This is a genomic window from Rhodococcus sp. 05-340-2 (genome assembly GCF_002258915.1).
Classification (GTDB): domain Bacteria; phylum Actinomycetota; class Actinomycetes; order Mycobacteriales; family Mycobacteriaceae; genus Rhodococcoides.
This window is the reverse complement of record NZ_NOYU01000026.1, coordinates 93,968-107,057: the sequence shown is the minus strand read 5'-3', so window position 1 is coordinate 107,057 and position 13,090 is coordinate 93,968. Positions and strand designations below refer to the sequence as shown.

At 65.6% G+C, this 13,090-nt stretch carries 9 protein-coding genes; 3 read left to right on the top strand and 6 right to left on the bottom strand.

What is annotated here, in order from left to right:
• Window positions 1-15: 15 nt before the first annotated feature.
• The 3 genes from CH271_RS14585 (at window position 16) to CH271_RS14575 (ending at window position 5,449) form a co-directional block, all read left to right on the top strand.
• Complete coding sequence (locus CH271_RS14585) at window positions 16-2,703, top strand: LuxR C-terminal-related transcriptional regulator (RefSeq protein WP_094634114.1); 2,688 nt, start codon at window positions 16-18, stop codon at window positions 2,701-2,703.
• 152 nt (window positions 2,704-2,855) lie between these two features.
• On the top strand, window positions 2,856-4,205 hold the full coding sequence (locus CH271_RS14580) for an MFS transporter (RefSeq protein ID WP_052047317.1): 1,350 nt from the start codon (window positions 2,856-2,858) through the stop codon (window positions 4,203-4,205).
• Window positions 4,202-5,449 carry a benzoate/H(+) symporter BenE family transporter gene (locus CH271_RS14575; RefSeq protein ID WP_094634055.1) on the top strand — a complete coding sequence of 416 codons (1,248 nt, stop codon included), beginning with the start codon at window positions 4,202-4,204 and terminating at the stop codon, window positions 5,447-5,449. The genes CH271_RS14580 and CH271_RS14575 overlap by 4 nt, the downstream gene beginning before the upstream one ends.
• A gap of 17 nt (window positions 5,450-5,466) precedes the next feature.
• On the opposite strand, the gene CH271_RS14570 is transcribed toward CH271_RS14575, so the two are convergent.
• The 6 genes from CH271_RS14570 to CH271_RS14545 all read right to left on the bottom strand — a co-directional run bounded on the left by CH271_RS14570 (window position 5,467) and on the right by CH271_RS14545 (window position 12,967).
• The gene (locus CH271_RS14570) at window positions 5,467-6,642 is read right to left on the bottom strand and encodes a 4-hydroxybenzoate 3-monooxygenase (protein ID WP_094634054.1); all 1,176 of its coding nucleotides are present in this window, start codon (window positions 6,640-6,642) and stop codon (window positions 5,467-5,469) included.
• 67 nt (window positions 6,643-6,709) lie between these two features.
• Window positions 6,710-7,462, bottom strand: a complete 753-nt coding sequence (locus CH271_RS14565) for an IclR family transcriptional regulator (RefSeq protein ID WP_094634113.1) — start codon at window positions 7,460-7,462, stop codon at window positions 6,710-6,712.
• A 36-nt stretch (window positions 7,463-7,498) separates the two neighbouring features.
• Window positions 7,499-8,641, bottom strand: coding sequence for a citrate synthase 2 (locus CH271_RS14560; protein ID WP_094634053.1), 1,143 nt, complete (start codon window positions 8,639-8,641; stop codon window positions 7,499-7,501).
• 42 nt (window positions 8,642-8,683) lie between these two features.
• Window positions 8,684-10,189, bottom strand: a complete 1,506-nt coding sequence (locus CH271_RS14555) for a carboxyl transferase domain-containing protein (protein WP_094634052.1) — start codon at window positions 10,187-10,189, stop codon at window positions 8,684-8,686.
• Window positions 10,186-11,385 carry a CaiB/BaiF CoA transferase family protein gene (locus CH271_RS14550; RefSeq protein ID WP_037187382.1) on the bottom strand — a complete coding sequence of 400 codons (1,200 nt, stop codon included), beginning with the start codon at window positions 11,383-11,385 and terminating at the stop codon, window positions 10,186-10,188. Before CH271_RS14550 ends, CH271_RS14555 begins: the two co-directional genes overlap by 4 nt.
• A 211-nt stretch (window positions 11,386-11,596) precedes the next feature.
• Window positions 11,597-12,967: an SLC13 family permease gene (locus tag CH271_RS14545; protein WP_094634051.1), complete on the bottom strand. Its 1,371-nt coding sequence runs from the start codon at window positions 12,965-12,967 to the stop codon at window positions 11,597-11,599.
• Window positions 12,968-13,090: the final 123 nt, after the last annotated feature.

Here is a 13,090-nt window from a genome sequence, read left to right as displayed (position 1 = left end):
GGATACGGTGACGTCATGTCCCCCTCACCGTTGATCGGCCGCGGTGAACTGCTGGACGTCCTGGTTCGGGCGGTCGACGCCTCCGCGACGGCATCGGCTCTTGTGGTGCTGAACGGCCCGGCGGGCATCGGCGCATCGTCGATTCTGCGCGAGCTGGAGCGGACAGTCGACGCCGAAGTGCAGCGCACCGGTGCGGTGCCGTGGGAAGCACAGCTCCCGTTCGGCCTCGTCACCCAACTCGTACCCGGAAGCCGTGCCGACAGTTCCGACGCGGTCGAGTGGGGCAATCGAATCGCCGACGCGTTGCCTCCGGATCGTCCGACACTTCTGTTGATCGACGATGCGCAGGACGCCGACGCGGACTCGCTCCGTGCGCTCGCCTCCGCGGTCCGACACCACCGAGCAGCGGGCCTGGCGGTGGTGTGTACCCGAAAACCACTGCCCCAGGGCAACATCGAGGCCCATCGGGTTCTCGATCGCGCCGCCGACCTCTCGTTGGCCGTACCGGCAATGACGGTGTCGGCCGTTGCCGAACTCGCCGCACTACAGGGGATCATCCTGTCACCGTCCTCGACTGCTCACCTGACACGTCACACCGGTGGACGTCCTCGACACGTCTTGGCGCTGCTGGACGAGGTGCCGCGCGAGAGCTGGAAGGGTGTTCGACCCGACCTCCCTGCGCCCGCCTTCGTCGAGGCAGACGTTCGGACCACTCTCGCTCTCTGCACGGACGAAGCTCGACGTCTGGTGTCGGCCGTCGCCGTTCTCGAAGACGGCCGACCGTTGACCACGGTGTGCGAGGTCGCCGGCATCGACGATCCCTGGCCTGCTGTCGATCTCGCAGAACAGTTCGCACTGGTGACCGTCCGACGCAGCTCCGCGGCGACCATCCTCGAGGTTCACGATCCAGCGGTCCGAGCCGCGGTGCTCGCGACGATGAGCAGAGTCGAGCGCGCACAGGTACATCGAGCTGCCGCCGCAGCCGAGGCCGACCCGGCCGATCGGCTGGCGCACCTGGTCGAAGCGTCGCCACTACCCGATCCGCTGCTGTCGGACCGCTTGGACGCCCTGGCCGCGACCCGTGCCGGGATAGGCGAATGGGCAACGGCAGCACGCCTTTACCTGCTGTCGAGTAGGTCCACCCAGGAACCGCACGCACGCGAGGATCGTCTGGTTCGCGCGGTGGATGCACTGATCGGTGCCGGGGACATGCGCACTGCCTCGGATTACCTCGCCGAGATCGAAAGCCTGCGCGAGACCCCGACTCGCAATGCCGTTCTCGGCTATCTGGCAATACTGCGCGGCCGCCCCAACGAGGCCGAAGCTCGACTCACCCGGGCCTGGCAGCTGGTACGGACGCGGCACGAGCCCGAGGTCGCTGCCGTCATCTGCCATCGGCAGGTACTGCACAATCTGGCGCGCTGCGACGGTGCCAACCTCGTGCTGTGGGCCGATCGCGCAGTCGAACTCGTCGGAGCCGACCACGCAACAGCGGTGGAGGCGCAATCCATTCGTGGTCTCGGCCTGGCGGGCACCGGCCGGGTCGCCGAAGCACTGAGCAGCTATCGGGATCTGTGGGGCCACGCGAGCACCGGGGCCGTCGGACAACGGGTGCAGATGGGCGCAGGCTGGTTGCACTTCGCGACGGACCACATCGATCTCGCACGCTCCGAACTCGAAGCCGCAGCACCGACCGACTTTCTCGGTGGTTCGACCCGAATCTCGTTGTGGGCACACGGTTGGCTGGCGCGCACCTACTTCGTCACCGGCGAGTGGGATGCGGCCCTGCGGTTGGTCGCAGCGGGTTCCGACCTGGCCGACCGTTCCGGAGCCGCATTGATCGTTCCTCTGCTCCAGTGGACCGCCTCGCAGATCCACGCACTCCGCGGAGACTGGGAGGCCGCTGCGACCAGCGCACACCGCGGCGATTCCGGCGCTCGTGACTACGAGATCATGCGCGTGCCAGCGGCTCTCGGCCGAGCCGCCATCGCGGAGGCGCAAGCCGACTACGCCGGAGTTCTCCGCGCCCTTGCCCCGTTGACCGAGCAGTGGGCTCACGCCGATGTGTCCGAGCCCGGTTTCTGGGCGTGGCCCGACGTGTACGCCAATGCGCTGATAGTCGAGGGCCGACTGGAGCAGGCCGACGAATTCTTGATTCCGCACGAGGCGAGAGTGCGCGATCGTGGTCATCGCTCGGCACACGCGCGCCTGGCGTGCGCTCGTGGCCGGCTGCACGGCGCGATGGGCGATCTCGACTCTGCCCGAGCATCGTTCGAGGATGCACTCGCCTCGTTGGCACCGCTGCCCCTGACGTACGACCGCGCGCGAGTCAACTACGCCTACGGGCAGACCCTGCGCAGGGCCGGCAAGAGGCGCGAGGCCGATGCCGTCGTCAGCGCGGCACGCGAGGGTTATCTCGCACTGGGTGCCACCACGTACGTTCGACGGTGCGACCGTGAACTCAAAGCCGGTGGCGTGCATGCTGTTCTGAAGAACCGCGCACACGATGCTCTGACCCCGCAGGAAGACGCTGTCTCCGGCCTGGTCGCCACAGGAATGACCAATCGTGAGGTAGCAGCCGAGTTGTTCCTGTCGGTCAAGACCGTTCAGTTTCACCTGACCAGGGTGTACGCCAAGATGGGCATCCGTTCCAGGGCCGAATTGGCCGCTGCCCGTTCGACCGACGAATCCTCGACAACATGATTGGAGCACAACAAGTTTCGCAATGTCGAGGTAAGCACTAGGCAAAGCCCTGGTGTGACACGGCACACAGTTTGCGACAGTTGTCTCACCCGCTCGGCCGTCAGCGCCGATTCAGCTTCCCTGCGGTACTCCCTGACCGAAAAGGATCCCCGATGACTGCACCGGACTCCACCGCCACCACCAGTTGGGCCAGCGACCGACACCGCCGAAGCGTGCTGTGGATCGTCGCACTGTCCACTGCAGCAATTGTTTTCGACGGCTACGACCTCGTCGTCTACGGCACCGTACTGCCGACTCTGCTCGCCGATTCCGCCCAGCTGGGCGCGCTGGATCCGGAAACCGCAGGCGCACTCGGCTCCTATGCCTTGATCGGAGTCATGGTCGGGGCACTGACAGCCGGTGCCTTCGGTGATCGGATAGGTCGCCGCAGAACGATGTTGACGTGCATCGTCTGGTTCTCGGTCGGGATGGCGGCAACCGCACTGGCGCAGAACATCACGATGTTCGGCATTCTCCGGTTCCTGACCGGCATCGGAGTCGGCGGACTCGTCGCCACCGTCGGTGCCATGATTGCCGAATTCGCACCGCCCGGACGACGAAACCTGTTCAATGCCATCGTCTACAGCGGCATTCCGGCCGGCGGTGTGCTGGCATCACTGGCCGCGATCACCCTGCAGGATTCGATCGGCTGGCGCGGGCTGTTCTGGATCGGCGCACTCCCGTTGGTCGTACTGCTCCCCCTCGCCCTGCTGCGGATGCCGGAGTCCCCACGGTGGCTCCTGGCACACGGACGCGTCGACGATGCGCAGCAGATCTGCGCTCGGACCGGCATTCCGATGCCCGAGGCCGAGCCTGTCGTCGCCGGCGATCGCGTCGGGTTCGCCGCACTGGCCCGCAAACCACTGCTGCGCCCGACGGCCCTCCTCGGACTGATGAGCTTCTCCGGTCTTCTGCTGACCTACGGCCTCAACACCTGGCTGCCACAGATCATGTCCGAGGCCGGATACAACGCGAAGGGATCACTGTCGTTCCTGTTGGTCCTCAACGGCGGTGCCATCGTCGGCGGTCTGATTGCATCCCGTGTCGCCGACCGGACCGGACCGCAACGCGTCATTGCGGTCACGTTCTGTCTCGCCGCGCTGTCGTTGGTTCTGCTGACGCTGAACTTCCCACTCGGAGTCCTGCTCGTCGCCGTGGCAGGTGCAGGCATCGGTGCCATCGGTACCCAGGTGTTGATCTACGGATTCGTCTCGAACTACTACCCCACCACCGCCCGCGCCGCAGGTGTTGCATGGTGCGCCGGATTCGGGCGTCTCGGCGGCATCCTCGGGCCCCTGCTCGGCGGCATCTTGCTCGGTGCCGGCATCGCGTCGTCCACGGCGTTCTACATCTTTGCGGTCGTGGCCGTGCTCGGAGCTCTCGTCACCACCGCCGTTCCCGCTGTTCGGTCCCTGCGCCGATCCGATCCACAACCGAGCGAGCCAGTGAAAGTGGCTGAATGACCGACATTTTCGAGCGTCTCACCTCGAACGAACTGCCCGACCGTCGCCCGCCCGGTCTGCGTGCTCTGCGCGCCGACTTCGGCGGGCAGTACGTCGGCGCGGGTGCAACCGGTGTTCTGTTCAGCGCGACCGGGCCCGTTGCGGTCATCATCGGTGCCGCGACAGCCGGTTCGCTCACCGCCGCGCAGACGGCGTCATGGGTGTTCGGGGTGTTTGTGCTCAACGGCATCCTGACCGTGGTGGCGAGCTGGGCCTACCGGATGCCGCTGAGCTTCTTCTGGACCATTCCGGGCACCGTTCTGGTCGGTCAGTCGTTGGCCTCGCTGACCTGGCCGGAAGTCGTCGGGGCGTATCTCGCGACCGGGGTTCTCATCATCGTGCTCGGGGCCACCGGCGTCGTCTCGAAGCTGATGGCGTTTCTACCGCACAGCGTGGTGATGGCGATGGTGGCCGGCGCATTCCTGTCGTTCGGAACCGGACTCGTGCAGTCTGTTTCGTCCCACGTGCTCGTCGCAGGCAGCATGGTCGCGGCGTGGTTGGCCCTGACGCGATCCGATACGTGGTCGAAACGAATACCCCCGGTGCTCGCGGCATTGGTCGCCGGTCTCGCCGCTCTTGCGGTCACCGGCGGCTATATCCGGGTGAGCGGCCCCGCAGCAGAACTACCCCTGATCGGTCTGCCCGAACTCGTTGCGCCCTCGTTCAGTGGGGCAGCAATGGCGCAGTTGGTCATACCGCTTGCCATCACCGTGGTCGCAGTGCAGAACGGTCAGGGCGCTGCCGTCCTGAACTCTGCGGGCCATCGGCCCCCGATGACCGTCGTCACCATCGCCTGCGGCGTCTGGTCACTTCTGGTGGCTCCGCTGGGTGCGGTGTCGACATGTCTTGCCGGCCCGACCAACGCGCTGCTCGTTGCCGTCGGCGAACGGTCGCGGCAGTACATCGCCGGAATCACCTGCGGCGCTTTGGCCATCGTGGTGGGTGTGCTCGCTCCGCTACTGGTGCGTGGCCTGGCCGTGGTACCCGCAACATTCATCGCCGCACTTGCAGGCCTCGCCATGCTCGAAGCACTGCGCGGTGCATTCACGGCTGCATTCTCCGACCCGACCGGTCGCCCGGTGCTCGCGCCCCTGATCACCCTGCTGGTCACCATCTCCGGCACCGACGTCGGAGGCCTCGGTGCTCCGTTCTGGGGATTGGTCGCCGGTGTCGCGGTCACCTACGCCCTGGATCGTCGCAAGTGAGTTTCCCGCCAAAGGGGTCAGAATCCGATCGGTAATCCGGCGTAGTTCTCGGCCAGTCCCATCGCACCCGCTTCGCTGGAGGCCACCCACTTCAATTGCGAGAGTTGCAGTTGCGCATCGAAGGGGTCGTCGCCGGTATGCAGCATCGTCGTCATCCACCAGGAGAAGTGCGTGCAGCGCCAGACGCGACGAAGGGCGGTGTCGCTGTAGGCATTCGCTTTGTCGGCGTCGCCCTGTTTCAGCAATGCCGCCAATGCAGGCGCAAGCATTGCCACATCCGCCACCGCGAGGTTGAGACCCTTTGCGCCCGTGGGCGGAACGATGTGCGCGGCGTCTCCGGCGAGGAACAGATTCCCGTGTCGCATCGGGGTCTGCACGTAACTACGCATCGGCAGCACACTCTTCTCGGTAATCGGCCCCGGGTTCAGCGTCCACCCGTCCTGGCCGTGACCGAGCCTGGTGGCCAACGCATCCCAGATTCGATCGTCGGACCACGTGTCGATATCGGTACCGTTGGGCACCTGCAGATACAGCCGGCTGACCGTCGACGATCGCATGGAGTGCATCGCGAATCCGTCCTGATGCCAGGCGTAGATCAGCTCGTCCGTCGACGGCGCGACGTCGGCCAGGACGCCGAGCCAGGAGTACGGATACACCCGTTCCCAGGTGTTGCGCACCGAATCCGGCATCGCTGCGCGACTCGGCCCGAAGGAACCGTCGCAGCCGGCGATGACGTCGGCGTCGATCCGCATCGATGTTCCCGACGCGTCGGTGAACGTCACGAACGGTGCGTCGGACTCGACGTCGTGCAACGCGGTATCGGAGACGTCGTAGAAGATCTGCTGACCGGCCTTCTCGCGCGCGGCGACGAGGTCCTTGGTCACCTCGGTCTGCCCGTACACCCATACGCTTCGATCGACGAGGGTGCGAAAGTCGATGTGGTGCCGCTCTTCCGGCCACTGCAGGTAGATTCCGCGGTGCTCGTGGCCTTCGCGATGCAACCGTTCACCGAGGCCGTGGTCGTCGAGCAACTGGACCGTCGAATGTTCGAGAATGCCGGCGCGAATTCGGGAGAGCACGTATTCCTGTGTGCGCGACTCCATCAGAACGGAGTCGATTCCCTGCTCCCCGAGCAGGTGGGACAGCAGCAGACCCGCGGGCCCTGCACCGATGATGGCGACCTGTGTACGCATGAGTCGAGTACACCGCGCGTTCTGGCCGCGAACAAGGCGGTGTTTCCACTCAGTGAAAACCTGCCTCTCACCCCCGCAGGCTTCTCTCGATTCCTCGGGCGGCAACCTGCAGAGCGGCAACCATTCTGGCTCGATCACGGCCGATGCTCGGAACCACGATGCCCAGCGCAGCCACCACACTCTCGCCCTCGCCGCGGACCGGTACGGCCACCGAACACGCCCCCAACGTCATCTCCTCGACCGTCTGCGCATACCCCTCACGATGCACTCGGCGTAGTTCGACGTCCAACTTCCCCGGATGAGTGACGGTGTACGGGGTGATGCGGGCCAGGTTCCTCAGCACGCGATCGTGCACCTCGCGTGGGGCGTAGGCCAACAACACCTTGCCGACTCCGGTCGCATACAGAGGCAGGCGAGCTCCGACCCGGCTGACCGCTGGTACCGACGCGTGTCCGGCCAACCTGTCGAGATAGAGCACTTCGTCGCCGTCGCGGATGGCCAGATGCACCGTGGCGAGGGTCGCGCCGTAGATGTCGTGCAGAAACGGCGAGGCGACCTCTCGCAGATCGGCTTGATCCCGCGCCAGCAATCCCAACGTCCACAGTCGGCGTCCCACCACGTAGCGGCCGTCGTCGCCGCGGACGAGCGCGCCCCAATCGACCAGTTCACGCACCAGACGATGCGCGGTGGCAACGGGCAGATCGGCACCCTCGGCCAGTTCGGTCAGTGTCAGCGCAGGGGTCTTCTCGTCGAACACGGCCAGCAACGCCAACAGTCGCGAGGCCACAGAGGACCCGGGATTCCGCACGTTCCCAGCCATCAGCACGACGATAGCGCCACACCACCAACTTCCCGCTCAGGACGGGTTTCGCGCCACCCAGCCGTCGACGGACTCGGGGGTGCGGGGTTCGGGGCCGGTGTAGAGGGCGGCCGGTCGGACGAGCTTGCCCAGGCGCTTCTGTTCGAGGATGTGTGCGCACCAGCCTGCGGTACGTCCGCAGGTGAACATCGCGGGCATCATGTGCGCGGGCACCTCGGCGAAGTCGAGGATCACCGCGGCCCAGAATTCGACGTTGGTCTCGATGGCGCGGTCGGGGCGGCGTTCGCGCAGTTCGGTCAGTGCGGCTTGTTCGAGTGCGGCAGCGACCTCGTAGCGCGGTGCGTTCAGTCTCTTGGCGGTGGCGCGCAGCACGCGGGCGCGGGGGTCCTCGGCGCGGTAGACGCGGTGCCCGAAGCCCATGAGCTTTTCTTTGCGGTCCAGGATGCCGGTGATCAACGCGCGCGCGTCACCGGTCTTTTCGACTTGTTCGATCATCGGCAGGACGCGGGCGGGTGCGCCGCCGTGCAGGGGCCCGGACATCGCGCCGATGGCACCGGACAGGCAGGCGGCGACGTCGGCTCCGGTGGAGGCGATGACGCGGGCGGTGAAGGTGGAGGCGTTCATGCCGTGTTCGGCGGCCGAGACCCAGTAGGCGTCGATGGCAGCGACGTGAGCGGGGTCGGGTTCGCCTTTCCAGCGGACCATGAATCGTTCGGTGACGGTCGCGGCCTGGTCGATGCGGGTCTGCGGTATTGCGGGCTGGTAGATGCCGCGGGCGGATTGGGCGACGTAGGACAGGGCCATCACCGAGGCGCGGGCGAGGTTGTCGCGGGCGGTGGTGTCGTCGATGTCGAGCAGGGGTTGGTAGCCCCAGATGGGTGCGAGCATCGCCAGGCCGGCTTGGACGTCGACGCGGACGTCGCCGGTGTGGATCGGCAGGGGGAAGGGTTCGGCGGGTGGGAGTCCGCGGCCGAATGCGCCGTCGACGAGCAGGGCCCAGACGTCGCCGAAGGTGACGTTCTGGGCGACGAGTTCTTCGATGTCGACGCCGCGGTAGCGCAGTGCGCCGCCGTCCTTGTCGGGTTCGGCGATGTCGGAGGTGAACGCGACGACACCTTCGAGACCGGAGACGAAATCCTCGGGAACCTTCGAGTTCGACTCGGCGATCGTGGCAGTCATGGTTGTCTCGTTTCGTGAAGGGTGATCGTTCCGGGCGGGTTTTCAGGCTGAGGCAGTAGCCGCGAAACCGATTCGGTTGAAACGCTTTTCCCGGGCGATCATCCGCATCGATGGATCCTGGGCAATCAGGTCGGCGAGCTCACGGTGCAGCACCGCACCCACTCGGTCGCAGAACTGCTGCGATTCGTCTGCTGCGTCGGGCAATTCGGGAATGATGATGTCGACAACGCCTGCGCGGTAGAGATCGAGGGAGCGAACTCCCTGCTTGGTGGCCATCTCGGCGGCGTGAGTCGTATCGCGATGCACGATGGCCGACGCACCCTCGGGCGGTAACGGAGACAACCACGCATGCTGAGCCGCGAGAACACGGTCCGCGGGCACCAGAGCGAGCGCGCCGCCGCCGGTTCCCTGACCCAAAAGCAATGACAGCGTGGGCGTTTCGAGATCGACCATATCTGCGATGCATCGCGCGATCTCGCCGGCCAGGCCACCCTCCTCGGCCTCCTTCGACAGCGCGGCACCAGCGGTATCGATGACGGTGACGAGTGGCAGCTTCAGATCTTGTGCCAAACGCATTCCGCGTCGGGCCTCGCGTAGCGCTGCGGGGCCGAGCGGGGTCTTGGTCGTCTGACCGCGTCGGTCCTGACCGAGCAGAACACAGGGCATGGCGCCGAATCGAACGAGCGCAAGAATCAGTCCCGGATCGGACTCGCCCTGACCGGTTCCGTTGAGCGGCAACACGTCTGCTGCGGTACTGAACAGCAACTCGCGGACGCCGGGACGATCGCTCCTACGTGAGGCCAGGATCGACGTCCACGCGGGCACGTCTTCGATCTTCCACTCCAGCGCTTCGACGGTGCGTGGCCGGCACGACGGGATGTCGGTCATGATGCGCAGCGCCCGATCGACGATTTCGCCGAGCTGCTCGGGCGGGCGGATGGCGTCGATGAGCCCGTGGGCCTGGAGGTTCTCCGACGTCTGTACGCCCGTGGGGAACTTCGCGTCGTAGAGCGCCTCGTAGACGCGGGGGCCGAGGAACCCGACGAGGGCACCTGGCTCGGCGACGGTGACGTGGCCGAGCGATCCCCAGGACGCGAAGACTCCGCCGGTGGTGGGGTGGCGCAGGTAGACGATGTACGGCAGGTTCGCCGCCTTGTGTGCGGTGATCGCCGCGGTGATCTTGACCATCTGCAGGAAGGCGACGGTGCCCTCCTGCATGCGGGTTCCGCCGGAGGTCGGCAGCGCCAGCAGCGGCAGCCGCTCGTCGGTCGACCGGTGCACCGCGTTGACCAGCCGCTCGCCCGCCGCAACACCGATCGAGCCGGCCAGGAAGGCGAACTCCCCGAGCAGAATGGCCACCTTGCGGCCGCGGATGGTGGCGGAGCCGGTGAGTACGGACTCGTCCAATCCGGTCTTCTTGCGGGCCGCGGCGAGTTCGCTCGCGTACTCGTCGTCGACGACGTAGTCCGCGGTCGGGGTATCCCAGGAATCGAAACTGTCGGCATCGATGACGAGATCGAGAAGTTCGAGGGCGGTCATTCTGGTCATCGGATCGCTTCTTTCAGCCAGTCGCGGACGAGTTCGTCGTCGGCACCCAGTACCGGCGGTGCCAGGTGATTGGTTTCGGTGACCTCGGTGCCGTCGGATTCGAAGAATCGCAGGGGCGGCCCGGGAAGAGTGACCTTGCCGAGCGTCGCATGCTCGACGTCGACGAGAAGGCCCTGGGACTTGGTCTGCTCCCACTCGTAGACCTCTTGGATATTGCGCACTTTTCCTGCGGGAACACCGATTTCGTCGAGCAGAGTCAGCAGCGGCTCGGTCTCGTAGGTGCGGAAGATCTTCGAGACGAGTTCGATGACGTCGTCGCGACTGTCCACGCGCTGGGGGTTGGTGGCCATGCCCTCGAGGTCGGGGTCGATACCGAAGCCCTCACAGAACCGGTGCCACAGTCCCTCGCTACCGACCGAGATCTGCACGGCACCATCCGAGGTCGGGAACAGGCCGTACGGGCAGATCGACGGATGGTGGTTGCCCTGAGCCTTACCGATCTCGCCGGCGACCGTCCATTTGGTGCCCTGGAATGCATGTACTCCGACGACGCTGGCGAGCAGCGACGTCCGAACCACCTTGCCGCGGCCGGTGCGGTCCCGCTCGCGCAGAGCGGCGAGAACCCCGAAGGCTCCGTACATTCCGGCGAGCAGGTCTGCGATGGGAACGCCGACACGCTGGACGTCGTCGGGGCTCGAGCCGGTGAACGACATCAGCCCGGCCTCACCCTGGGCGATCTGGTCGTATCCGGAGCGGCCACCCTCGGGGCCGTCGTGGCCGAACCCACTGATGGACAGCACCACTGTTCGCGGGTTGATCTCGGCGATCCGCTCGGGCGAGAAGCCGAGTCGGTCGAGAACACCGGTGCGGAAGTTCTCGAGCAGGACGTCCGCTCGTTCGATCATGTGCTCCAACGCTTCTCGGCCCTCGTCGGTCTTCAGGTCGAGTGCGATGGACCGCTTGTTGCGGTTGGCCGAGAGGAAATACGTCGACTCACGCTCGGCGTCACGCGGAGTGACGAAGGGAGGACCCCAGACTCGGGTGTCGTCGCCGCCCTTGGGGGTCTCGACCTTGATGATGTCTGCGCCGAGGTCGCCGAGCATCATCGCCGCGTGCGGGCCGGCCAGGGCGCGGGTCAGATCGACCACCACGGTGCCTTCGAGCGGTCCGGTTCTGCCTGTCGTGTTGAGGGGCATCGAAGTGATCCTTTGCGTCGAAGCGGGGTGCGAGCTGAACCCTGGAGGATTGGATTATTGGGCCAGTGGCCTATCCAATTCAATTGGACCAGCGATCCGAAGAGAAGTCAAGTACCGATTTGAGTGCCTTTACCCAGCTCAGACGCGTGATGGCGGCACGTCGAACACACGTGCCGCCATCATCGAGCGCTTGCTTCGGGCTGCGGTACCGCTACAGCCAGCCGGGTACGACCAGCAATCCCCAGGCAATCAGCGGGCCGATGATCACGACCAGGGCGCTGTATTTGAGGATCTGCTTGTAGAAGACATCACGGTCGATGTCCTGAGCATTGGCGAGCACCAGGGCTCCGTTGGTGGAGAACGGGCTGACGTCGACGATGGTCGATGCGATGGACAGAGCCACGATGACTCCGATGGCTCCTACTTCACCGGCGAGCAGGAACGGAACGGCCAGCGGAATGGTGACGCCGAGGATCGCAGTGGACGAGGCGAACGCCGAGACGATGGCTCCGATGTAGCAGAGCAGCAGTGCCACGAGCAGTGGGATTCCGATTCCGGCAACCGCGTCGCCGACGTATTCGACGGTTCCTGCTTCCTGCAGCACCCCGACGAACGTGAGCACGCCACCGATGAGCAGCACCGTCGACCAGCTGATCTGGTTGATCGCGCCCTTCTGCGCCTTGGGCGATGCGAGAGCGAGGACCACGGCCACCGTCATCGCGATGAATCCGACGTCGAGATCGAGCACGAGGGCGAACAGCGCAAGCGAAGCCAGGCCGACGAGCGTGAGAATCTGATCGAAGGTGATGGCCTTGACCGCTGTGGCAAGAGGCGGTGCGTTCTCGACGGTGACCGTCTGACCGGACGGACGAGGCGTCGACGCCCCGAAACCGCGCATGACCGTTCGCGAACCCGAACCACCGACTCCGCCGGTGTCACCGTCGGGACGCGTGCCGTCCTCGTCGTGCACACTGCGTCCGATGAGGGAGCGGCCACCGAGGAACATGAAGAGCGCTGCACCGATCGCGGCATTGAAGAGCATGCTGCCGAGGAAGAGCGTGAGCGGGCTGTTGACCAACCCTGCGTCGGCGGCGATGTTGTTGACCGTGACGCCGTAGATGCTGATGGGCGAGAATCCACCTGCCTGCGCGCCGTGGATGACCATCATGCCCATGAGCAGGGCGTTGATCTTGTAGCGCGCGGCGAAACCGAGGGCGATCGGGGCAACGATGGCCACCGCAGCAGGCCCGAGCGCACCGATCGAGGTCAGGACACCGGTGATACCGAACATCACCCAGGGGATGAGTGCCACCCGGCCTCCGACGAGTCGAACGGCTCCGCGGACCAGGAGGTCGACCGTGCCGTTGTTCTGCGCGATGGCGAACAGGTAGGTGATGCCGACGAGCGTGAGGAAGAGACTGCTCGGGAAGCCTGCAATGATGTCGTCGGCACCCATGCCCACGGCAAGTGTTCCGACGAAGAACGCCGCCACGAACCCCAACGCGCCCATGTTCACGGGGAACACGGTTGCGGCGAGGAACATGACGACGAGCGCAAGGATGGGGATCAACTCGGTCGACATCGAAGGTCTCCGGTCCGTCTCGAATAATCACTCGAGCGGTTGCCCGAGATCTTCAGTGGCTAATTGGACTGGCCACTGAGTCAATAGGGACTCAACCAGTGAAGTGGATCACTTGTCAAGACC

Excerpts from the sequence above, each read along its gene's own strand:
- CH271_RS14570 (WP_094634054.1), bottom strand. The coding sequence starts at position 6,642 with ATGCGTACACAGGTCGCCATCATCGGTGCAGGGCCCGCGGGTCTGCTG.
- CH271_RS14560 (WP_094634053.1), bottom strand. The coding sequence starts at position 8,641 with ATGACTGCCACGATCGCCGAGTCGAACTCGAAGGTTCCCGAGGATTTC.
- CH271_RS14575 (WP_094634055.1), top strand. The coding sequence starts at position 4,202 with ATGACCGACATTTTCGAGCGTCTCACCTCGAACGAACTGCCCGACCGT.
- CH271_RS14585 (WP_094634114.1), top strand. The coding sequence starts at position 16 with ATGTCCCCCTCACCGTTGATCGGCCGCGGTGAACTGCTGGACGTCCTG.
- CH271_RS14545 (WP_094634051.1), bottom strand. The coding sequence starts at position 12,967 with ATGTCGACCGAGTTGATCCCCATCCTTGCGCTCGTCGTCATGTTCCTC.
- CH271_RS14565 (WP_094634113.1), bottom strand. The coding sequence starts at position 7,462 with ATGGCTGGGAACGTGCGGAATCCCGGGTCCTCTGTGGCCTCGCGACTG.
- CH271_RS14550 (WP_037187382.1), bottom strand. The coding sequence starts at position 11,385 with ATGCCCCTCAACACGACAGGCAGAACCGGACCGCTCGAAGGCACCGTG.
- CH271_RS14580 (WP_052047317.1), top strand. The coding sequence starts at position 2,856 with ATGACTGCACCGGACTCCACCGCCACCACCAGTTGGGCCAGCGACCGA.
- CH271_RS14555 (WP_094634052.1), bottom strand. The coding sequence starts at position 10,189 with ATGACCAGAATGACCGCCCTCGAACTTCTCGATCTCGTCATCGATGCC.